The sequence below is a fragment of the Mesorhizobium waitakense genome (assembly GCF_056431085.1).
On sequence record NZ_JBWKME010000192.1, the window covers coordinates 222,486 to 241,634 of the forward strand.

Below are 19,149 nucleotides of genomic sequence, written 5' to 3' on the forward strand. Positions count from 1 at the left end.
ATGGCGCTGGCGGCCTCGGGATATTCCGCTACGCCCCTTCCGGCCAAGCTCGGCCTGAAGGACGGGATGACCGCCGCCTTCATCGCGCTGCCACCGGAACTCGACGACCTCGCCGGCGCCGTGGCCTTTGCCGATGTCGACCGGCTGGCAGCCTGGTCGGAGATTTTAGGAACGACCCAAAAATACGATGCCGTTCATGCCTTCACCCGGCAGCGTGCCGAGATCGAGGATCGTCTCGGCGATGTCGAGGCGGCGATCAAGCGCGACGGCATGGTCTGGGTGTCCTGGCCGAAGAAGGCATCGAAGGTGGCCACCGACGTCACCGAGGGTGTCGTTCGCGCCGAGGCGCTGAAGCGCGACCTTGTCGATGTCAAGGTCGCGGCAGTGAATGAAATCTGGTCCGGGCTGAAGCTCGTCATCCGAAAGGACCGCAGGTAATGGTCGAACTGACGCTTCCCAAGAACTCGCAGATCAAGCAGGGCAAGACCTGGCCGAAGCCGGAAGGCGCCACCAATCTGCGCGAGTACCGCATCTACCGCTGGTCGCCGGACGACGACGAGAACCCACGCATCGACACCTATTTCGTCGACATGGACGATTGCGGGCCGATGGTGCTCGACGCACTGCTCTGGATCAAGAACAAGATCGATCCGACGCTGACCTTGCGCCGCTCCTGCCGCGAGGGCATCTGCGGCTCCTGCGCCATGAACATCGACGGCTCCAACACGCTCGCCTGCACCAAGGGCTGCGACGACATTTCTGGCGCCGTCAAGGTCTACCCACTGCCGCATATGCAAGTGGTCAAGGACCTGGTGCCCGACCTCACCAATTTCTATGCCCAGCACGCCTCGATCCAGCCGTGGCTGAAGACGGTATCGCCGGAGCCGGCCAAGGAATGGCTGCAGAGCCACGAGGAGCGTGAAAAGCTGGATGGCCTCTACGAGTGCATCCTGTGCGCCTGCTGCTCGACCTCCTGCCCAAGCTACTGGTGGAACGGCGACCGCTATCTAGGCCCGGCAACGCTGCTGCAGGCCTATCGCTGGCTGATCGATTCCCGCGACGAGGCCAAGGGCGAGCGGCTCGACAATCTCGAAGACCCGTTCCGGCTCTATCGCTGCCACACCATCATGAACTGCGCGCAGACCTGCCCCAAGGGCCTCAACCCGGCCAAGGCGATCGCCGAGATCAAGAAGATGATGGTGGAACGGCGGGTGTAGTTTCGGTGGGCAGATCGCCTCATCCGTCAGAGGGGGGTGCTGTCCCGCCGGCCTCAGAAGGATAGCGACCTTATGACAGATACCGACCTTCCCATTCTCTCCCCTGTCGAGGCGCGCGTGCTCGGCTGCCTGATCGAGAAGAAGGAGCTGACGCCGGATGTCTATCCGTTGACGCTCAACGGCGCGCATGCCGCAGCCAACCAGAAGACGGCGCGCGAGCCGGTGATGGGGGTCGAACTTGTCGAGGTCAGGCGGGCGCTGAGCCAGTTGGAGCAGAAGGGCCTGGTCCGGCAGGTCTTCGCCTCGCGCGTCGAGCGCTACGAGCATCAGGTGGCGCAGCGTTTCTCGTTGACCTCGGCGCAGATCGCGCTGATCGGCCTGATGCTGTTGCGCGGCGCGCAGACGGCGCATGAGTTGCTGGCGCGGGCCGAGCGCATGGCGCGGGTTTCGTCGATCGAGGCGCTCCGCACCGACCTCGACCTGCTGATCGGCCGCCGGCCGCCGCTGGTGGTGCTGATCGAGCGTGGCCCCGGCCAGCGCGAGGAGCGTTTTATGCATCTTTTGGGCGGGGCACCGCAGATCACTGCCATCGCCATGCACCAGGCCCCGTCGGTCGGCCCATCGGTCTCCGGCCTCGAAGAGCGCATTAGTACCCTCGAGGAAGAAGTTGCGAGGCTGCGCACTCTCATCGAGGCGCTGACCGGCGAAGGCCGCTAACAATCATTCGAGACGCTGGCGGGCCAGCGCCCCCCTCTGCCCGGCAGGGCAGAGGGGGCGCGAAGGATCGCCGACGCTGCCAAAGATTTGCCCGGCAAAATGAGAAAGCCGTCATAACAGAGATGATAATCCGGGCTCTCACCCAAGCCTGGCGTCGAGCGACACTTTTATGGCGCCGAGTGCCTTGGAGACCGGGCATTCGGCCTTGGCCTTTTCGGCCAGTTCCTTGAACTTGGCCGCATCGATGCCCGGCACCTTGCCGACCACAGTGAGGGCGCTGCCGGTGATGCCGGTGCCGGGAACCAGCGTCACCACGGCCTTGGCGTCGAGCTCGGTGGCGGGCGTGCCGTTTTCAGCCAGGAAGTGCGAGAACTGCATAGCGTAGCAGCCGGCATGCGCCGCGGCGATCAGCTCTTCCGGATTGGTGCCGGATTTGCCGCTCTCGTCCTCGAAGCGCGCCTTGAACGAATAGCGCGTGCCCTTCAGGGCCCCGCTCTGCGTATCGAGCGTGCCGTTTCCCTCTTTCAGATTGCCTTTCCAGACGGCGTTTGCGGTGCGGTCCATGAATTCCTCCTTGGTTGTCGTGGTGGGTTGTCGTGGCGGGTTGCCGGGGCTTGTGATCGGAGTTGGAGCCGGCGTCCGGTCAACTATAGCGCGCGCAGACGCGAAGGCCACTGCGCTCTTTGGACCACTGCACGGGTGTCGACGGCGGCGGCCTCGATTCTTTTTAAAAAATGCGCGTGCAGAAATGTCGACTTTGATCCGCCTCGCCCGTCCTGCGGGCGGCCACGCAAGTTGATGGCCGGATGGAGGATCACATGGATATGCTGTTTTGTGCGCATTGGAAGAAAGCAGGCCGCGGAGCCGGTGGACAGGAGGCCGACTGGATGCACCAGCCCGCGCCGGCGTTCGGCCGGTTTCTGGCGGCGGTTGCCATCATCGGGGTTGCGGTGTGCATTCTCGACCATGCGGCGGCGGGCAAGGGCCGGGCCGACCCACTTGTCGCCTCGACACAGCAAGGGAGCTCGAAATGAAATATGTTTGCCTGGTCTATGGTGAGGAAAAGGATCTTCACGCGCTGACCCCGGCAGGGTCGGCCAAGCTCAACGCCGATTCGCTGGCCTATGACCGATCGCTCGAGGAGAAAGGCCTGCTGATCGTCGCCGAGGCGTTGCAATCGGTGACGTCAGCCAAAACCGTGCGACGGCGCCAGGGCAAGCGGCTGGTCACCGACGGGCCCTTCACCGAGACCAAGGAGCAGTTGCTCGGCTTCGTCATGGTCGAGGCAAGGGATCTCGAAGAGGCACTGGACATTGCCGCCGGTATTCCGCTGGCCGAACTCGGCACCATCGAGGTCCGCGCCATCTACGACATACCGGGATCATAAATCCGTGCCATGCGTTGCGGCCACTTCGAAACCAGGGCGTTCGGTCAAGCGAACGTCTCGGTTCGCTCGCAACTTTTGCGCGTTGATGCAAGGCAAGAGTTCTCCTATCGTCACCGGGATTTTGGGGGATTCTTCATGCCTTTCCTGATTGCTATCCTTGGCGTGTTGGGCGCGGCGGCGTTCTGGTGGTACCGGATGAAGGCGATGAACGAGGCGGCGCGTGACGTTGCCGATGTCATCGGTAGGGTCCAGGGCTCCGTGCGCCGCAAGAAGCTGCGCAAGCAGGCGGCCCTGTCGCCGCTGACGGCGATCGACGATCCGGTGGTGGCGGCCGCGACGTTGATCACCGCCATCGTTTCCGAGGATGGGCCTGTGCTACCGCAGCGCGAGGCGGTCATTCGCGCGGTGATTTCCGAGATCGCCGACAAGAAGAAGACCGACGAGGCGGTGATCTACGCCAAATGGGCCGCGTCACAGATCGACGACACGACGATCGTCATCGACAAGCTGGCGCCGTTCCTGCGCGAACGGCTCGATGTGACCGAGCGAAACGATCTGCTGCAGATGGTCAACCGCGCCGCGCAAGGTGGCGAGAAACGCCTTGAGATCGCCGACCAGAGGATATTGCGGCTGCGGCAGAAGCTGGGCTTCGAGGTCAACTAGGGTGTGCTGATATTCAGGTGAGGCTAGCCTGCGAACGGCGACTTCCCTGCGCTTCCGGTGCTCACGTACCCAAAGTACGCTCCGCTCCGGTTCTCGGAACTCACCATTCTCGGCTCGGCCTGACCTGAATCTCAACACACCTTGGCATGTCGGTGTCAGATCGCCTCGCCCTTCAGCAGGCGCGGCGTCCCGGCGGACAATCCCGATGCCTGACGGATAAAAAACTCCTTCAGCCGCGGCATGCGCTCGACCAGGCCGAGCCCGATGTCACGGACGGTGCGCAGCGGGCCGATGTCGTTGGAAAACAGCCGGTTCAGCACATCCGTGGTGACGCCCATCTGCACGGTGTCGAAGCGCCGCCACTGCTGGTAGCGTTCGAGCACGTCGAGCGCGCCGATGTCCTGGCCGAGGCGGTCGGCCTCGACGATCACTTCGGCCAGAGCGGCGACATCCTTGAAGCCGAGATTAAGGCCCTGGCCGGCGATAGGATGGATGCCGTGGGCGGCGTCGCCGGCGAGCGCGATGCGCGGCGCGACGAAAGCGCGCGCGATGGTCAGGCCGAGCGGCCAGGCGCGCGGCTTGTCTGCGACCCGGATCTCGCCAAGCTTCAGGCTGAAACGCTGTTCGAGCTCGTGCTCGAAGACGAGATCGTCACCGGCAACCAGCTTCTCGGCATCCTGCGTGCGCTCGACCCAGACGATCGACGAGCGGTTGGTGCCGTCCTCGCCGGGCTTGAGCGGCAGCGTGGCAAACGGGCCGGCCGGCAGGAAATGTTCTTCCGCGCGGCCATTGTGCGGGCGTTCATGCGCCACCGTGCAGACGATGCCGGACTGGCCATATTCCCACTTCACCGTCTTGATGCCGGCCATGTCGCGCAGCTTCGAGTTGACGCCGTCGGCGGCAATCAGCAGCCGGGCCTTCAGCGTCGCACCGTCGGCAAGATGCACGGTGATGCCGGCGCCGTTGGTCTCAAAACCCTGCACGGCGACGCCTTCGATGATGTCGATGCCGAGTTTCTCGGCGCTGGCCCGCAAGGCGCCGTTCAGCGCCCGGTTGGCGACCATATGCGCAAAGGGTTCGCCCGGTGCGACCTCGCCGTCGAAGGTCAGGAAGACCGGGCGCACCGGATCGGAGGTGCGCGAATCGGTGATGATCATCTCGGTGATCGCCTGGGCCTGCGGCGCGATCTCGGCCCACACGCCGAGCTGGTCGAGCATGCGGCAGGCGGCGGCGGCGATGGCCGATGCGCGGCCATCCCTTTGCCAGGCGCCGGCGGGCGCGGCATCGACCAGAGCGACGGCAAGGCCCGGACGCGCCTGCTTCAGCGAGACGGCGCTGGCCAAGCCGACATAGCCGGCACCGGCGACCAGAACATCGAGCCCGGATCTGTTTTCTGCGTCGGTCTTGCGTTCCATCTTCTTCGCTCCTTCCACGCGACCGGGCTTGCGCCCTTGACTGCCTGTCCGTCCTGTCGGAAACCGCCATAACACTTCTGCGGCAAGGGCGAAAATATGACGGCTGCCATGGACGAGCTTCTAGGCATTCTCGACCTCGAGAAGCTGGAACACAATCTGTATCGTGGTCGCAGCCCCTTGCTCGACTGGCAGCGCGTCTTTGGCGGACAGACCATCGCCCAGGCACTGGTGGCGGCACAGCGGACAGTCGACCCAGATCGCCACGTGCATTCACTGCACGGCTATTTCATGCGGCCCGGCGACACCAAGGTGCCGATCGTCTACGAGGTCGACCGGATCCGCGACGGCGGCTCCTTCACGACGCGCCGCGTGGTGGCGATCCAGCACGGGCAGGCGATTTTTTCGCTGGAAGCCTCGTTTCAGCAGGATGAGGTCGGCCTCGAACACCAGGTGCCGATGCCGCAGGACGTCCCGGGGCCAGACACATTGCTGTCGCAGCGCGAATTGCTGGGCAAGTTCGGCGAGGCGGTGCCCGAAGGCATCAAGCGCTACTGGGAGCGCGACCGGCCGATCGAGATGAAGCCGGTGATGCTGAAGCACTACACCAGCCGCGAAAAGCTGGAGCCGAAGCAGAATATCTGGATCCGCACGACCGGTCCGGTGCCGGCGGATCGCGCTACTCAGGCGGCGGTGCTGGCTTATCTTTCCGACATGACGCTTCTCGACACATCGACCTTCGCGCATGGCCGCGCCATTTTCGATCGCGATATCCAGGCGGCGAGCCTCGATCACGCCATGTGGTTCCATCGCAGCCATGCGCTCGACGACTGGATGCTTTACACGCAAGACAGCCCGTCGACCCAGGGGTCGCGTGGCTTTACGCGCGGCTCGCTTTTTGCCCGCGACGGCACGCTGATCGCCTCGGTTGCGCAAGAAGGGCTGATCCGGCTCAAACGATCGCCTGCAGAGTAGGCATTTTGAGAAAATTGCTTAATTTTTAAGCAATAGGTGTGCCGCCGTAGCGGGCACGTCGTCACTCAAGCGACCTCAATTCCTTTGTTTACAATAGGTTAACACCCTGCTTCGGCAATTGGCACGGAGCTTGAATCCTCGTGGGCACTCTCCGGCTCTTTGGGTTCGGTGAAGTCGTGCAAACGCGGGGGACCGCAACAGCAAAGGGTGAAACCTTATGAAAATCGTGATGGCAATCATCAAGCCGTTCAAGCTCGACGAGGTACGCGAAGCGCTTACCGCCGTCGGCATCCAGGGCCTGACCGTCACCGAAGTCAAGGGCTACGGGCGTCAGAAGGGACATACGGAAATCTATCGCGGAGCGGAATACGCGGTCAGTTTCCTGCCGAAGATCAAGATCGAAGTCGCGGTCAGCGCCGACGTGGTCGACAAGGCCGTCGAAGCCATCACCGCGGCCGCCAAGACCGGCCAGATCGGCGACGGCAAGATCTTCGTTTTCGGTATCGATCAGGCGGTGCGCATCCGCACCGGCGAAACAGACACCGACGCGCTCTGAGCGGCGAACACGTATTCCAATGGAGAGTTCAATGAATATTCCTTCCACCTTGAAGACGACGGGACGTGCCGCCCTTTTGGGCTCGCTCGCTCTCGCAGCATTGGGCACGGTCGCCGCCTTCGCGCAGGAAGCGGCTCCAGCCGCGGCCGCGGCTGCGCCGGCTGCCGCCCCCACCCCGGTGCTCGACACCGGCAACACCGCCTGGATGCTGACCTCGACGGCGCTGGTGCTGATGATGACCATTCCGGGCCTGGCGCTGTTTTACGGCGGCATGGTGCGCAAGAAGAACGTGCTCGCCACCATCATGCAGAGCTTTGCCATCACCTGCCTGGTGACGGTGCTGTGGTTCATGTTCGGCTATTCGCTGGCCTTCTCCGACGGCGGCGGCATGAATGCCTATCTCGGTGGCACCTCGAAATTCTTCCATCACGGCATCACCACCGCCTCGCTGTGGCTGCCGGGCGTCGCGAACATTCCTGAATTCGTCTTCTCGATGTTCCAGATGACCTTCGCCATCATCACCCCGGCGCTGATTGCCGGCGCCTTCGCCGAACGCTTCAAATTCTCGGCGCTGCTGATCTTCATGGCGCTGTGGCTGCTGGTCGTCTACGTGCCGATCGCGCATTGGGTCTGGGGTGGCGGCTTCCTCGGCACGGCTGGCGTGCTCGACTTCGCCGGCGGTACGGTCGTCCACATCAACGCTGGTGTCGCCGGTCTGGTCTGCGCCCTGGTCCTCGGCAAGCGCGAAGGCTACGGCACCACCAACATGGCGCCGCACAACCTGGTCTACTCGGTCATCGGTGCGTCGCTGCTGTGGGTCGGCTGGTTCGGCTTCAACGCCGGTTCGGAACTGGCTGCCGACGGCCTCGCCGGTGCCGCCATGCTCAACACCCAGGTTGCGACCGCAGCGGCGGCGCTGGCCTGGATGTTCGCCGAATGGATCGTCGCCAAGAAGCCTTCCGTGCTCGGCATCATCTCTGGCGCCGTCGCCGGTCTGGTGGCGGTGACGCCGGCTTCCGGCTTCGTCAACCCGACCGGCGCGTTCATCGTCGGCATCGTCGCCGGCGTCGTCTGCTACCTCTCGGCGGTCAAGGTCAAGCACATGTTCGGCTATGACGACTCGCTCGATGCGTTCGGCGTGCACGGCGTCGGCGGCATCATCGGCGCCCTGCTCACCGGCGTGCTGGCCGATCCGGCGATCAACAGCCTGTCGTCGGGTGCTTCGCTCGGCAAGCAGATCTACGGCGTCGCCGTCACCATCGTGTGGACGGCTATCGCCACCTTCGTGATCCTCTACATCGTCAAGGCGCTGGTCGGCCTGCGTCCGACGACCCAGGAAGAGGTCGAGGGCCTCGACATCTCCCAGCATGGCGAAGTGGTGCCGTAAGGCCAGCTTAGCCAAGGGGCCGGCGGAACCCTCCTCCCGCCGGCCCCTTATCTGCCTACGCAATTCCGAACGGAAAACCGCAGCCGCTTTTCCTGGAATTGCCTTGAAAGATCCCGTCGTGACGCTCCCGAAAGGAGGTCACGCATTGAGGTCCGGACACGTTCCGGGCCTCTTTTTTTGGTCCGTTCTGCCGATGACGAAATTCCGGCAATCAGTTCGCGTGACGAAGTTCTTTTAGGAAGCATCGACCGCTCTGGCCCCGAACTGTGGGGACGATCGTCGTGCTGGCTTGAGCAGGAATCAATCGAACAAAATCGTTCCAGCGGCAGCTCTATCCGCCGGCGCCGTCGTCCATCATGGTGTTTGTCAGCGCCTCATAGGCGCTGCTGCATGTCTGGGAATGAGGGCAATTCCTGACAATCAGCACAGGCGCCACCGTCAGGACGGCCGCGATCAAAATCTGCAGGCCGAGCCCCAGCAATCCCAATCCCTGGCCGAAAAGACCCCTGTACAGAAAATACAGGCCCTGCATCAGACAGGCGATGGCGAGGGTGTGCAGCAGGGGGCCGGTCGCTCTTGCAAAGGGCGTCACGTAGCCATCCGGGAAGCCCACCATGCCGAGTTCGACAAACCAGTGCAAAGCAAGCAGGAGACTGAGCCCTGCCCAGCCAAGAACCGCCACGCGAAGGATGACAGATTGCATGCCTCTACCCACAATGGCGGCCCTGCGGCGACGTCACGGCCCGTTCCCGGGTCGCTTTCCTCGGCAGCAAGCGGCTCAACCGGCGGTAACGAGGTTTGATCATCTCAACCTCTTATAGTTAATGCGCCCTTAACCTTCCCGCCGATAGTCTGAGACCCGAATCTGCCGGAGTGCGCCACGCACCCGCACGAAGCAATGACAGACGGGGATGAGCATGCGTTCAGGGGCTTCAGCACCGCTCGCGCTGGCCGATACGGGGCACGGCATCCAGGCGTTCGCGCGGCGCCAGGTCGGGCGGCTGGTCGGCGCCGGACTGTTCGTGCTGGCCGCCTTCGGCGTCGCCAGCCTTGCCACCTGGAATGTCGCCGATCCGAGCTTCTCGCACGCGACGAACAACACCGTCACCAACGCCATGGGCTATGCCGGTGCTGTATTCTCCGACCTTGCCATGCAGTTCTTCGGCCTTGCCGCCGTCGCGGCGCTGGTTCCGACCGTGATCTGGGGCTTCCTGCTGTTTTCCGCGCGCGGCGTCGACAGGCTGCCCAGGCGCGGGCTTTCCTGGTTCGGCTTCGCCCTGCTCGCCGCGGCAATGGCCGGCTGCGTGGTGCCGCCCAAGACCTGGCCGCTGCCCACCGGCCTTGGCGGCGTGTTCGGTGACATGGTGCTGAAGATCCCCGGGGTTGTGATCGGCGGCTATCCGACCGGGCTATTCGCCAGCATCATCGCTATCTTGCTGGCCGCGCCCGCGCTGTGGCTCTTTGCCCATGGTTCGGCGCTGATCGGACGCAAGAACGGCTTCGCCGTGATGGAGGACGAGCCTGCCGCCGATCCGCGTGAGGACGACCTTTTGTTCGACAATGACGAGGATGAAGGCGACGAAGGCATTCTGGCGCTTGGCGCCATCACCCACTGGTGGCTGTCGCTGCGCGCCTGGATGCACCGCCGCGCCGTGCGCCGCAGGCAGGAGCGGGAGGAGTACGAGCCGGAGATGGAGCCGCGCGCGAGCGGCTGGCGGCGTGCCGCCGAACGGGTCGAATCGGCCGAGTTCGCCGAATCGCGGATGAGCCCGGACGGCCGCGCCCGCGTCGAGCCCGAATTCTTCGCCGCCATGGTCAATGACCGCAGCATTTCGGTCGACCCGGATGATGACGATGTCTTCGGCGATCGCTTCGACAATGGCGAAGATGCCGATTTCGACGATGAGCCCGTCGTGCAACGCCGTTCGGCGCCGACCGCCAGGGTGCAGCAGTTCCGCTCCGATGCCGCCACCCGCGTCGAAGCGCCGGCGCCGCGTCCGGCTCCGGGCGCCCGCGTCCAGCGCGAGGCGCAGACATCGCTGATCGGCTCGGAAAAATTCGAAATGCCGTCGCTGCATTTCCTGTCCGAACCGAAGAACGTGGTGCGCGATGCCAGCCTGTCCAAGGACGCGCTGGAACAGAATGCCCGCCTGCTCGAGGGCGTGCTGGAAGATTTCGGCGTCAAGGGCGAGATCATCGCTGTCCGCCCCGGTCCGGTCGTCACGCTTTACGAACTCGAACCGGCGCCCGGCATCAAATCCTCGCGCGTCATCGGCCTGTCCGACGACATCGCCCGCTCGATGAGCGCCATCGCCTGCCGCGTCGCCGTGGTGCCTGGCCGCAACGCCATCGGCATCGAACTGCCGAACGCCAAGCGCGAAACCGTCTATCTCCGGGAAATACTGGCCAGCCGCGACTTCGAAACGACGAAGGCCAAGCTGGCGCTGGCGCTGGGCAAGACCATCAATGGCGAGGCGGTCATCGTCGACATCGCCAAGATGCCGCACGTGCTGGTCGCCGGCACCACCGGCTCGGGCAAGTCGGTCGCCATCAACACCATGATCCTGTCGCTGCTCTACCGGCTGACGCCGCAGGATTGCCGGCTGATCATGATCGATCCGAAAATGTTGGAACTGTCGGTCTATGACGGCATTCCGCATCTGCTCACGCCGGTGGTCACCGATCCGAAGAAGGCGGTGGTGGCGCTGAAATGGACCGTGCGCGAGATGGAGGACCGCTACCGCAAGATGTCGAAGGTCGGCGTGCGCAACATCGATGGTTTCAACGCCCGTGTGCAGCAAGCCGACAAGAAGGGCGAAAAGATCTCGCGTACCGTGCAGACCGGCTTCGACCGCCAGACGGGCGAGGCGATCTACGAGACGGAGAATCTGGACCTCGAGCCGATGCCCTATATCGTCGTCATCATCGACGAGATGGCCGACCTGATGATGGTCGCCGGCAAGGACATCGAAGGTGCGGTGCAACGCCTAGCGCAGATGGCGCGTGCCGCCGGCATCCATGTCATCATGGCGACACAGCGTCCGTCGGTCGACGTCATCACCGGCACCATCAAGGCCAATTTTCCGACCCGCATCTCCTTCCAGGTGACGTCGAAGATCGACAGCCGCACCATCCTGGGCGAGCAGGGCGCCGAGCAGCTGCTCGGCATGGGCGACATGCTCTACATGGCCGGCGGCGGCCGTATCCAGCGCGTGCACGGCCCTTTCGTCGCCGATGAAGAGGTCGAGAAGATCGTCGCGCATCTGAAGCTGCAGGGCGTGCCGGAATATCTTGACGCCATCACGGAGGATGATGGCGAGGACGACGATGAGCCGTCGGGCAAGGGCGGCTCCGGCGGTGGCGGCGGCAACAGCAATTTCGAGGATTCCGATGATCCTTACGATCAGGCTGTTTCCGTGGTGCTGCGCGACGGCAAGGCTTCCACCAGCTACATCCAGCGCCGGCTGGGCATCGGCTACAACCGCGCCGCCTCGATCATCGAGAAAATGGAGAAGGAGGGGATCGTCGGCCCGGCCAACCATGCCGGCAAGCGCGAGATCCTGGTGCCGACCGAAGAGGACAAGTTCTGACCTCGTGGGCAACCTTGAACCGTTCAGGGCGTTGAAGCGAATGAGGCGCGCCTGACCCGCCAAACTTCAGCCCAACTGGGGGTCCAAGCACTAGGGCAACTCAGGAATCAGATGAGAGTGACCGACATGAAAAACGATCCTTCAGCGCTCCGCAGTTTTGCTCCCACCCGGCGCCAGTTGCTCGGGCTCGGCCTGGGGTTTGCAGGAGCGGCAGCCTTCAACGTGATGCCCGGCTTCCAGTTGCTGGCTTCGGCGCAGGCGGCCGTGCCGCCGGCCGCACAGAAGATCGCCGACCATTTTTCCTCGGTCAAATCGATGAGCGGCGAATTCGTGCAGTTCGGCCCCAAGGGCGAGCAGACCGGCGGCAAGTTCTTCCTCGAACGGCCGGGCAAGATCCGCTTCAACTATGACGGCGCGTCAAATTTCCGGGTGATTTCAGACGGCAAGTCGGTGGTCATCCTGAACAAGAGGCTTAACACCTCCGATCTCTATCCGCTGTCGAAGACGCCGCTGAAGCTGCTGCTCGACGACGAGATCGATCTCTCCGGCGACCGCGTCAAAAGCGTCAAGCAGGAAGACGACCTCACCACCATCCAGCTCGCCGACAAATCGGTGTTCGGCAATTCGAAGATCACGATGATGTTCGATCCCAAATCCTACGAGTTGCGTCAGTGGACGATCACCGACGCACAGGGCAAGGACACGACGGTGATGATCTTCAACGTCAAGGAAGGCGTCAGCTTCGCCGCCGACACCTTCGCCATCGACTACAGTGCGAATCGCGAAGTCAACACCAAGGCGCGCTAGAGCAAATCTCGGAAAAGCGTGAAACGGTTTTCCCGGGAAAAGCGCGCAGCGCTTTCCCTTGGGGAATTGAGTCAAAACAAAGAGATAGAGCGGTTCTGCGTTTCCGTGAAACGATGAACCGCCCTAGGACCAATCGCGTCAATAGCTGTGGAAAGCCCTGGGTCGCGCCTCGCCGGGCGGGGGCCGGCTTGTCTTTGCGGCTTGCGGCTGGCAGTTTCCCGGACTGACTCCGTCAAAAGGCGTCTTGCCCGCCAGGGTCTGTCGGTTCTGGCTGGCCATACGCTGTTTTGGATTGCCGAATGCCCTTTTCCATTGCCACCTGGAACATCAATTCCGTTCGCCTGCGCATGCCGATCGTCGAACGCTTGCTTGTCGAGCATGCGCCGGATGTGCTCTGCCTGCAGGAGACCAAGGTTCCGGACGAATTGTTTCCCGAAAAGGCGTTCCGCAAGCTCGGCTACGAGCACATCGCCTTCCACGGCCAGAAGGGCTACCACGGCGTCGCCACGGTGGCGCGGCGGCCAATCGAGGTGGTCGAAAGGCGCCGCTTCTGCGAGATCGAGGACAGCCGGCACCTGTCGGTGACGGTGCGGGCCGGCGGCAAGGCTATCCTGCTGCACAATTTCTACGTTCCGGCGGGCGGCGATGAACCGGATCCTGTCATCAACAGAAAGTTCAAGCACAAGCTCGATTTCGTCGCCGAGATGAATGCCATCCGTGCCGAGCATGACGAGGTGTCCGGGTCTGTCCTGGTCGGCGACCTCAACATCGCCCCGCTCGAACACGACGTCTGGTCGCACAAGCAGTTGCTCAACGTGGTCAGCCACACGCCGGTCGAGACGGAAAGCTTCGAGGCGATGCGACTGGCCGGCAACTGGGTCGACCTGATGCGGCTCAATATTCCGCAGGAGCAGAAGCTCTACACCTGGTGGAGCTATCGCGCGCAGGACTGGCAGGCCTCTGACCGTGGCCGGCGGCTCGATCACGTCTGGTCGTCGCCAAATCTGGTGGCTGATTTTGCCGGCTACGAGATCCTGCGCCTGGCGCGCGGCTGGGAGCGCCCGTCGGACCATGTGCCGGTCATCGCGCGCTTCGATCTCGATTAAAGTTACGTCTCGGCCAGACCTCACCCCTAAGGTCCTGGCAGCGGGATGACCAGCTCATCGCTGCCGCTAGTCAGAGAAGCGGGGCGCCAGTTCCTCGATACGGCGGATCAGTGTCTGAAATTCCTCGGAGATACGCTGGTGGAGATTCATCGCGATTTCCGGATATTCTTCCAGGATGCGGCGGAACATCTTGCGGCTGAGCCGTATCACTTCCGAATCGATTTCGGCCGACGCGCTGGTCAGCCGGTTGCTGTCGGCGATCAATGCCAGTTCGCTCAGGATCGCGCCGGGGCCGACCGAACGTATCGGGATGCGTTCGCCGTTCTGCTCTCGATAGAGCAGGATGCGCCCGCTGACCACGACATAGGCGGAATCGGCCTCGTCGTCCTCGCGGTAAAGCTTGTGGTTGGCAAGCAATATTGTGTTCTCGGCGCCGAAGGCGAGCAGACGCAACTGTTCCTGCGTGAAGCCCTCGAAGAGCCTCACGGCGGACAGGATGCGAATGTCGTCATCCAACGCCATCTAGCTGTGTCCCCGAACGGTCAGTCCATTCCCTCCCCTGCGATACGATCCACAACCCCTCCAACTGGATCGTACCCGAATGCGGTCCCGCCCGGCCGCTGATTGGATAATGAAATGTTTAAGGAACCAGCTTGTAACCACCGCTTTCTGTCACAAGAATTTCCGCATTGGAAGGATCGCGCTCGATCTTCTGGCGCAGCCGGTAGACGTGGGTTTCCAGCGTGTGCGTGGTGACGCCGGAATTGTAGCCCCACACCTCCTCGAGCAGCACGTCGCGTGTCACTACCTTCTGGTCGGCGCGATAGAGATATTTGATGATCGAGGCCTCCTTCTCCGTCAGCCGCACCTTGCCGCCACGTGGGTCGATCAGCAGTTTCTGGCTGGGCTTGAAGGTGTAGGGCCCAACCGAGAAGGTGGCGTCCTCGCTCTGCTCATGCTGGCGCAATTGCGCACGGATGCGCGCCAGCAGCACGGCAAAGCGGAACGGCTTCGTCACATAGTCGTTGGCGCCGGCCTCGAGACCAAGGATCGTATCGGAATCGGTGTCGTGGCCGGTCAGCATGATGATCGGCGCCTTGTAGCCGCCCTTGCGCAGGATCTTCACCGCTTCGCGGCCATCCATGTCGGGCAGCCCGACATCCATGATGAGCAGATCGATGAGGCCGCCGCGCGCGGTGGCGACGCCTTTTGCCGCAGTCGATTCCTGCAGCACGTCAAATTCCTCGTAGAGGGACAATTGCTCGACCAGAGTGCCGCGCAGGTCGTCATCGTCGTCGACGATTAGAATGGTGCGTGAAGTCATGGATCAATCCGTTGTTTTGAAAAGAAAATTCAGTTGACCGCTGTCTCTTTATGCGGAAGCTGACCGGCACAACAGCCGATCACAGTGATTTGTTCCGTGGCACGATCATACAAGAAAAAACGCGATCGCAATGCAGCCGGCGCAATTTTGCGAAAAGGGCTGCGCGTGCTGACCGTGCGGGCGAGGCCCGGAAACCCGAGCCAGGGCCTGCTGCAGGCCGGCAGAACGGTGTTTGCGTGTGCGCTGGGGCGGGGCGGCATCTCGGCCGACAAGCGTGAGGGCGACGGCGCCACGCCGCTCGGCCCGATGCGGATCCTGTCAGGTTATTTCCGGGGAGATCAGTTCTCCAGCGGCCGCAAGACCCGTTTGGCGATGACGCCGATCGGGCCTGATCTGGGCTGGTGCGAAGTGCCTGACGACCGCAACTATAACAGGCCGGTCAAGATCCCCTATGGCGCCAGCCACGAACGCATGCGGCGCGACGACCGCCTCTATGACGCCTGCCTGGTGCTAGACTGGAACCTGGCGCCACGCCGGCGTGGGCGCGGCAGCGCCATCTTTTTCCATCTGGCGCGCCCCGGCTTCACGCCGACTCAAGGGTGTGTGGCGGTGACCGCACGCACGATGGCGCGGCTGCTGCCGCTGCTGTCGGATAGGACGGTGATGAGGGTAATGCGGTAAGTAGGGCAGTAGGGCAGTAGGGCAGTAGGGCAGTAGGGCAGTAGGGCAGTAGGGCATGTGTGTCGGTGCCGTCTTAACTCCCCCTTCTGCCGTACTGCCCTATTTCCTTACTCCCCTAATCGCCTGCCTGGCTTCTGCCAGCCGATGTCGAGCAGGCCCAGCCGACCCATTTCCCTGTCCACGGCGCGGGCGACGTCACGGCGCTCGGCGCCGATGTCGCGTAGCTGGCGATCGGAGAGGTTCTCGACGTTCTGGTGGGCTATTTCGTGGCGGGCGAGGCGGATGGCGACCCTGGCATGGCGAAACCAGTCAAGCACCGCGCTAAGCCAGGCCGGCGTGGGTACCGGCGCATTCAAGACAATGTGGGACATGGCGTGATCCGTTTCATCCAGATATCAAATCCGGTTTGATGGTGCTGCGATGGGTGCATCATGCCGCATTGAAATTTAAATGAGAAACGAGTAGTTATTTCGAGATCGTCAAGTTTTGTTTGAGGATGGTATGTCCCGCCTGCTGCCTGGAACGCGAGCGCTGAGGACGCTGGAAGCCGCCGCCCGGCACCTCAACTTCACGCGTGCCGCCGACGAGCTCGGCCTGACGCCGGCTGCGGTCAGCCATCAGATCAAGGAAATCGAGGATCAACTGGGCATCGTGCTGTTCACCCGCACCAGCCGCACCATCCGGCTGACGGCGGCGGGCACGGTGCTGTTCGAGGCATCGATCGATGCACTCGACCTGCTTGGCCGGGCCGTCTCGCGGGCACGCAAGCTGACCCGCGGCACGACACTGCTGAAGGTAACGCTCGACGCGCAGTTCGCGTCAAAATGGCTGATGCGGCGCGTCGACGATTTTCGCAGGCATCACCCCAATATCGAGCTCAGGTTCGACATAGCCTACGAGGTGCGGGATTTCGACCTCGACGACGTCGATGTCGGCATCCGGTTCGGCGTCGGGAAGTACGCGGGCCTCCGCGCCCATCGCCTGTTCGACAACATCATCATCCCGGTGTGCAGTCCGGGCCTGCTGACGTCCGGTCCGCCGCTGCGCGAGCCGCGTGACCTGTTCAACCACACGCTTGCCCATATCGAATGGGCGCGGCAAGGCGTGACATGGCCGAACTGGCGGATGTGGATGGCGGCGGCCGGCATCAACGATTTCGACGACAGCCGCACCATCGTGTTCAGGAACTCCACCGATGCCGTTCAGGCGGCGATCGAGGGCAATGCCGTCGCACTCGCCGATTTCGCCATGGTGGCAAACGACCTCTCCGAAGGCAGGCTGGTGCAGCCTTTTGAACTCGGCCTGCGGGTGGGAGCCGAGTTCGCCTATTTCCTGGTTTATCCCGAGAGCACTGCCGACGATCCGCGCATAGCCGCCTTTCGCGAATGGATTCTCGAGGAAGTCGCCAGGACGCAGACCTGACGATCGCGGCGGGTCGTCAGCCTGCCGCCGCGCCGAACCAGCCGATAACCACGCCGATGATCAGCAGCACGCCGAGCCAGTGGCCGCCGTCGATGAGGGTCAGGTCCCAGCCGAAATCCTGGTAGCGGTGGTTGGCCGAGAGCGTCGTGGCGACGAAGCCCAGCCAAAGCACGAAGCCGAAGACAAGTCCGGCGAGCAATGTCGGCTCGCCGCCGGTCATCGCGCCGACCACCAGGGCCATTATGTAGGCCATGATCAGTTCGGCGATGAAGCTGATGACGAAGGGCAGCGGTGATTTCTTTATTGTTGCGGGATCGAGCCTGGCGGCCTTCAGCCACGGCTTGCTCAGGCCCATGTACCAGGCGGCGCCGAACAACCATGCGACGACGGCGGCGGCGATCACCGCCAGCCAGTTCACTGCTTCAAAATCCATGCGTCCCCCTCCAATGCAAATCTGATGGAACGCCTGTTCGGCGAAGGCGTCAAGCAAACCGCCAGACGGTGGTGCGCTTGACCAGTGAATCCTCCAATGCCCGGGTGACGGCCACTTCATAGACCGCAAGCGGTTCCAGTCCCGCCTTCGGCATATACGACCGGCCGGGATCGCCGACGAGGATCTCGGCGCCGCGCGCCTTCAGTGTTGCGAACCAAGGCATCAGCCGGACGGCGAAGGAATTGTCGTAGAAAACATCGCCAGCCAGGATCACGTCCCATCCCGCATCGGTGCCGATGCAATCGGTGCCGAGGAAGTCGATCCCGACATCGTTGGCCTGCGCATTGAGGCGGATCGCGGTTGCACAGAAAGGATCGATATCGGTTGCGATCACCCTGGCGGCACCGGCCTTGGCCGCGGCGATGGCGACAAGGCCGGAGCCGGAAGCGAAGTCGAGCACGCGCTTTCCCCGAACCGCAGCCGGATTGTCGATGATGTAGCGGGCAAGACCCTGGCCGCCGGCCCAGGCAAAGGCCCAGAAGGGCGGCGGCAGGCCGATCTCGACCAGCTCATCCTCCGTCCGCTGCCACAAATCATGCGCCTCGTCGGCAAGATGAAGCAGGATTTCCGGCACATGCGGCGGCGCCATCAGCGCCGTGTTGTCGAGGATGAATTGTTTCGCGCTGTCTGGCGTGAGCGCCGTCACGGAGCGGGTGTCAGGCCGCCCATGCGGCAGACTTCCTTCCATTCGGCCGGCGTCACCGGCTGCACGGAAAGCCGCCCGAGCCGCACCAGCGCCATTTCGGCAAGCTTTGGATTGGCCTTGACCTCTTCAAGCGTCGGCGGGTTCGGCACGTCCTTGAAGGCACGGATGTCGACGCATTCCCAGCGGGGGTCGTCGGTCGTGGTGTCGGGATGGGCAAGCGCGCAGACTTCGGCGATGCCGACCACGTTCAGCCCCTCGTTGGAATGGTAGAAGAAGCCGAGATCGCCGATCTGCATGGCCTTCATGTTGTTGCGCGCGGCATAGTTGCGCACGCCATCCCATTGCGTGCCGGCCTTGCCCTTCGCCTTCAGCGCCTCGAAGGAGAAGACCGAGGGTTCGGATTTGAACAGCCAGTAGTTCATTTCTTTTGCTCCTCCTTGGCGTGCGTCCGCCAGCGACCGGAATTAACTAGCCGCCGGCTTGTTGAACGTCCAGTTCCACTGGCGGATTTCGACGCTGTCGAACAGTCCGGCCTTGGCGTACGGGTCGGCGGCCGAAAAGGCCTGTGCCCCTGCCAAGTCCGGTGCCTCGACGACGACGAGGCTGCCATTGGGCTTGCCTTCGGCGTCAAGGAAGGGACCGGCGAAAGCCAGTTTCTTGTCGCCGTTCAACCCTTCGAGAAAGGCGATATGCTCGGGACGCGTGTCGAGGCGTACCTGCAGGCTCCCGGGCTTGTCCTTGCAAATCAAAGCAAACAGCATGGTCT

General features: G+C 63.1%; 24 protein-coding genes. 14 read left to right on the forward strand and 10 right to left on the reverse strand.

All coding sequences use genetic code 11. From position 1 onward, the window contains the following. The 3 genes from AC07FD_RS35605 to AC07FD_RS35615 all read left to right on the forward strand — a co-directional run bounded on the left by AC07FD_RS35605 (position 1) and on the right by AC07FD_RS35615 (position 1,934). Positions 1 to 438, forward strand: a complete 438-nt coding sequence (locus tag AC07FD_RS35605; RefSeq protein WP_478353626.1) for a DUF3052 domain-containing protein — start codon at positions 1 to 3, stop codon at positions 436 to 438. Continuing rightward, entirely contained in the window at positions 438 to 1,217 is a 780-nt protein-coding gene (locus AC07FD_RS35610; RefSeq protein ID WP_477284486.1) for a succinate dehydrogenase iron-sulfur subunit, read from the forward strand. The genes AC07FD_RS35605 and AC07FD_RS35610 overlap by 1 nt, the downstream gene beginning before the upstream one ends. Before the next feature lie 72 nt (positions 1,218 to 1,289). Beyond that, positions 1,290 to 1,934 carry a YceH family protein gene (locus AC07FD_RS35615; protein WP_478353627.1) on the forward strand — a complete coding sequence of 215 codons (645 nt, stop codon included), beginning with the start codon at positions 1,290 to 1,292 and terminating at the stop codon, positions 1,932 to 1,934. 138 nt (positions 1,935 to 2,072) lie between these two features. Here the strand turns inward: AC07FD_RS35615 and AC07FD_RS35620 are convergent, their stop codons facing one another. Then, on the reverse strand, positions 2,073 to 2,498 hold the full coding sequence (locus AC07FD_RS35620) for an OsmC family protein (protein ID WP_478353628.1): 426 nt from the start codon (positions 2,496 to 2,498) through the stop codon (positions 2,073 to 2,075). 254 nt (positions 2,499 to 2,752) lie between these two features. Between AC07FD_RS35620 and AC07FD_RS35625 the strand changes: the two genes are divergently transcribed. The 3 genes from AC07FD_RS35625 (at position 2,753) to AC07FD_RS35635 (ending at position 3,984) form a co-directional block, all read left to right on the forward strand. Beyond that, entirely contained in the window at positions 2,753 to 2,968 is a 216-nt protein-coding gene (locus tag AC07FD_RS35625; RefSeq protein ID WP_478353629.1) for a hypothetical protein, read from the forward strand. Continuing rightward, positions 2,965 to 3,321: a YciI family protein gene (locus AC07FD_RS35630; protein ID WP_478353630.1), complete on the forward strand. Its 357-nt coding sequence runs from the start codon at positions 2,965 to 2,967 to the stop codon at positions 3,319 to 3,321. Before AC07FD_RS35625 ends, AC07FD_RS35630 begins: the two co-directional genes overlap by 4 nt. 135 nt (positions 3,322 to 3,456) lie before the next feature. Then, entirely contained in the window at positions 3,457 to 3,984 is a 528-nt protein-coding gene (locus AC07FD_RS35635) for a hypothetical protein (protein ID WP_478353631.1), read from the forward strand. Positions 3,985 to 4,139: 155 nt separating this feature from the next. On the opposite strand, the gene AC07FD_RS35640 is transcribed toward AC07FD_RS35635, so the two are convergent. Next, positions 4,140 to 5,399, reverse strand: a complete 1,260-nt coding sequence (locus tag AC07FD_RS35640; protein WP_478353632.1) for a ubiquinone biosynthesis hydroxylase — start codon at positions 5,397 to 5,399, stop codon at positions 4,140 to 4,142. A 96-nt stretch (positions 5,400 to 5,495) separates the two neighbouring features. On the opposite strand from AC07FD_RS35640, the gene tesB reads away from it, so the two are divergent. The 3 genes from tesB (at position 5,496) to AC07FD_RS35655 (ending at position 8,314) form a co-directional block, all read left to right on the forward strand. After that, on the forward strand, positions 5,496 to 6,371 hold the full coding sequence (gene tesB, locus AC07FD_RS35645; RefSeq protein WP_478353633.1) for an acyl-CoA thioesterase II: 876 nt from the start codon (positions 5,496 to 5,498) through the stop codon (positions 6,369 to 6,371). 217 nt (positions 6,372 to 6,588) lie between these two features. Beyond that, positions 6,589 to 6,927 carry a P-II family nitrogen regulator gene (locus AC07FD_RS35650; protein ID WP_095084051.1) on the forward strand — a complete coding sequence of 113 codons (339 nt, stop codon included), beginning with the start codon at positions 6,589 to 6,591 and terminating at the stop codon, positions 6,925 to 6,927. Positions 6,928 to 6,958: 31 nt separating this feature from the next. Beyond that, positions 6,959 to 8,314, forward strand: a complete 1,356-nt coding sequence (locus AC07FD_RS35655) for an ammonium transporter (protein ID WP_095084052.1) — start codon at positions 6,959 to 6,961, stop codon at positions 8,312 to 8,314. Positions 8,315 to 8,645: 331 nt separating this feature from the next. On the opposite strand, the gene AC07FD_RS35660 is transcribed toward AC07FD_RS35655, so the two are convergent. Further along, on the reverse strand, positions 8,646 to 9,017 hold the full coding sequence (locus tag AC07FD_RS35660) for a hypothetical protein (RefSeq protein ID WP_478353634.1): 372 nt from the start codon (positions 9,015 to 9,017) through the stop codon (positions 8,646 to 8,648). Between the two features lie 214 nt (positions 9,018 to 9,231). Here AC07FD_RS35660 and AC07FD_RS35665 point away from each other — a divergent pair, with 214 nt between their 5' ends. The 3 genes from AC07FD_RS35665 to AC07FD_RS35675 all read left to right on the forward strand — a co-directional run bounded on the left by AC07FD_RS35665 (position 9,232) and on the right by AC07FD_RS35675 (position 13,817). After that, positions 9,232 to 11,904 (forward strand): DNA translocase FtsK, encoded by a 2,673-nt coding sequence (locus AC07FD_RS35665; protein ID WP_478353635.1) that lies wholly within the window; start codon positions 9,232 to 9,234, stop codon positions 11,902 to 11,904. Positions 11,905 to 12,030: 126 nt separating this feature from the next. After that, a complete protein-coding gene (locus tag AC07FD_RS35670; protein WP_478353668.1) occupies positions 12,031 to 12,711 on the forward strand; it encodes an outer membrane lipoprotein carrier protein LolA in 681 nt (226 codons plus the stop codon). A gap of 299 nt (positions 12,712 to 13,010) precedes the next feature. Next, positions 13,011 to 13,817, forward strand: coding sequence for an exodeoxyribonuclease III (locus AC07FD_RS35675; RefSeq protein WP_477284504.1), 807 nt, complete (start codon positions 13,011 to 13,013; stop codon positions 13,815 to 13,817). A 66-nt stretch (positions 13,818 to 13,883) separates the two neighbouring features. On the opposite strand, the gene AC07FD_RS35680 is transcribed toward AC07FD_RS35675, so the two are convergent. Both AC07FD_RS35680 and AC07FD_RS35685 read right to left on the reverse strand, forming a co-directional pair. Further along, positions 13,884 to 14,339, reverse strand: a complete 456-nt coding sequence (locus AC07FD_RS35680; RefSeq protein WP_478353636.1) for a Crp/Fnr family transcriptional regulator — start codon at positions 14,337 to 14,339, stop codon at positions 13,884 to 13,886. 118 nt (positions 14,340 to 14,457) lie between these two features. Further along, entirely contained in the window at positions 14,458 to 15,141 is a 684-nt protein-coding gene (locus AC07FD_RS35685; protein WP_023760937.1) for a response regulator transcription factor, read from the reverse strand. 144 nt (positions 15,142 to 15,285) lie between these two features. Here AC07FD_RS35685 and AC07FD_RS35690 point away from each other — a divergent pair, with 144 nt between their 5' ends. After that, the gene (locus AC07FD_RS35690; RefSeq protein WP_478353669.1) at positions 15,286 to 15,822 is read left to right on the forward strand and encodes a L,D-transpeptidase family protein; all 537 of its coding nucleotides are present in this window, start codon (positions 15,286 to 15,288) and stop codon (positions 15,820 to 15,822) included. Positions 15,823 to 15,929: 107 nt separating this feature from the next. Here AC07FD_RS35690 and AC07FD_RS35695 read toward each other — a convergent pair whose 3' ends face one another. Beyond that, complete coding sequence (locus AC07FD_RS35695; RefSeq protein ID WP_478353637.1) at positions 15,930 to 16,193, reverse strand: hypothetical protein; 264 nt, start codon at positions 16,191 to 16,193, stop codon at positions 15,930 to 15,932. Positions 16,194 to 16,323: 130 nt separating this feature from the next. Between AC07FD_RS35695 and gcvA the strand changes: the two genes are divergently transcribed. Beyond that, positions 16,324 to 17,244 carry a transcriptional regulator GcvA gene (gene gcvA, locus AC07FD_RS35700; protein WP_478353638.1) on the forward strand — a complete coding sequence of 307 codons (921 nt, stop codon included), beginning with the start codon at positions 16,324 to 16,326 and terminating at the stop codon, positions 17,242 to 17,244. Positions 17,245 to 17,260: 16 nt separating this feature from the next. Here gcvA and AC07FD_RS35705 read toward each other — a convergent pair whose 3' ends face one another. The 4 genes from AC07FD_RS35705 to AC07FD_RS35720 are packed head-to-tail and all read right to left on the reverse strand — an operon-like array spanning position 17,261 to position 19,144. Further along, complete coding sequence (locus AC07FD_RS35705; RefSeq protein WP_478353639.1) at positions 17,261 to 17,677, reverse strand: DUF1761 domain-containing protein; 417 nt, start codon at positions 17,675 to 17,677, stop codon at positions 17,261 to 17,263. Between the two features lie 49 nt (positions 17,678 to 17,726). After that, complete coding sequence (locus tag AC07FD_RS35710; RefSeq protein WP_478353670.1) at positions 17,727 to 18,326, reverse strand: class I SAM-dependent methyltransferase; 600 nt, start codon at positions 18,324 to 18,326, stop codon at positions 17,727 to 17,729. A gap of 53 nt (positions 18,327 to 18,379) precedes the next feature. Further along, positions 18,380 to 18,805, reverse strand: coding sequence for an EVE domain-containing protein (locus AC07FD_RS35715; RefSeq protein WP_095084061.1), 426 nt, complete (start codon positions 18,803 to 18,805; stop codon positions 18,380 to 18,382). 42 nt (positions 18,806 to 18,847) lie between these two features. Further along, entirely contained in the window at positions 18,848 to 19,144 is a 297-nt protein-coding gene (locus AC07FD_RS35720) for a YciI-like protein (RefSeq protein ID WP_478353640.1), read from the reverse strand. Positions 19,145 to 19,149 lie beyond the last annotated feature (5 nt).

Coding starts and splice junctions, on each gene's coding strand:
- AC07FD_RS35720 (WP_478353640.1), bottom strand. CDS start 19,144: ATGCTGTTTGCTTTGATTTGCAAGGACAAGCCCGGGAGCCTGCAGGTA.
- AC07FD_RS35610 (WP_477284486.1), top strand. CDS start 438: ATGGTCGAACTGACGCTTCCCAAGAACTCGCAGATCAAGCAGGGCAAG.
- gcvA (WP_478353638.1), top strand. CDS start 16,324: ATGTCCCGCCTGCTGCCTGGAACGCGAGCGCTGAGGACGCTGGAAGCC.
- AC07FD_RS35685 (WP_023760937.1), bottom strand. CDS start 15,141: ATGACTTCACGCACCATTCTAATCGTCGACGACGATGACGACCTGCGC.
- AC07FD_RS35615 (WP_478353627.1), top strand. CDS start 1,290: ATGACAGATACCGACCTTCCCATTCTCTCCCCTGTCGAGGCGCGCGTG.
- AC07FD_RS35640 (WP_478353632.1), bottom strand. CDS start 5,399: ATGGAACGCAAGACCGACGCAGAAAACAGATCCGGGCTCGATGTTCTG.
- AC07FD_RS35705 (WP_478353639.1), bottom strand. CDS start 17,677: ATGGATTTTGAAGCAGTGAACTGGCTGGCGGTGATCGCCGCCGCCGTC.
- AC07FD_RS35635 (WP_478353631.1), top strand. CDS start 3,457: ATGCCTTTCCTGATTGCTATCCTTGGCGTGTTGGGCGCGGCGGCGTTC.
- AC07FD_RS35630 (WP_478353630.1), top strand. CDS start 2,965: ATGAAATATGTTTGCCTGGTCTATGGTGAGGAAAAGGATCTTCACGCG.
- AC07FD_RS35710 (WP_478353670.1), bottom strand. CDS start 18,326: ATGGCGCCGCCGCATGTGCCGGAAATCCTGCTTCATCTTGCCGACGAG.
- AC07FD_RS35620 (WP_478353628.1), bottom strand. CDS start 2,498: ATGGACCGCACCGCAAACGCCGTCTGGAAAGGCAATCTGAAAGAGGGA.
- AC07FD_RS35715 (WP_095084061.1), bottom strand. CDS start 18,805: ATGAACTACTGGCTGTTCAAATCCGAACCCTCGGTCTTCTCCTTCGAG.
- AC07FD_RS35665 (WP_478353635.1), top strand. CDS start 9,232: ATGCGTTCAGGGGCTTCAGCACCGCTCGCGCTGGCCGATACGGGGCAC.
- tesB (WP_478353633.1), top strand. CDS start 5,496: ATGACGGCTGCCATGGACGAGCTTCTAGGCATTCTCGACCTCGAGAAG.
- AC07FD_RS35605 (WP_478353626.1), top strand. CDS start 1: ATGGCGCTGGCGGCCTCGGGATATTCCGCTACGCCCCTTCCGGCCAAG.
- AC07FD_RS35650 (WP_095084051.1), top strand. CDS start 6,589: ATGAAAATCGTGATGGCAATCATCAAGCCGTTCAAGCTCGACGAGGTA.
- AC07FD_RS35675 (WP_477284504.1), top strand. CDS start 13,011: ATGCCCTTTTCCATTGCCACCTGGAACATCAATTCCGTTCGCCTGCGC.
- AC07FD_RS35660 (WP_478353634.1), bottom strand. CDS start 9,017: ATGCAATCTGTCATCCTTCGCGTGGCGGTTCTTGGCTGGGCAGGGCTC.
- AC07FD_RS35670 (WP_478353668.1), top strand. CDS start 12,031: ATGAAAAACGATCCTTCAGCGCTCCGCAGTTTTGCTCCCACCCGGCGC.
- AC07FD_RS35625 (WP_478353629.1), top strand. CDS start 2,753: ATGGATATGCTGTTTTGTGCGCATTGGAAGAAAGCAGGCCGCGGAGCC.
- AC07FD_RS35655 (WP_095084052.1), top strand. CDS start 6,959: ATGAATATTCCTTCCACCTTGAAGACGACGGGACGTGCCGCCCTTTTG.
- AC07FD_RS35680 (WP_478353636.1), bottom strand. CDS start 14,339: ATGGCGTTGGATGACGACATTCGCATCCTGTCCGCCGTGAGGCTCTTC.
- AC07FD_RS35695 (WP_478353637.1), bottom strand. CDS start 16,193: ATGTCCCACATTGTCTTGAATGCGCCGGTACCCACGCCGGCCTGGCTT.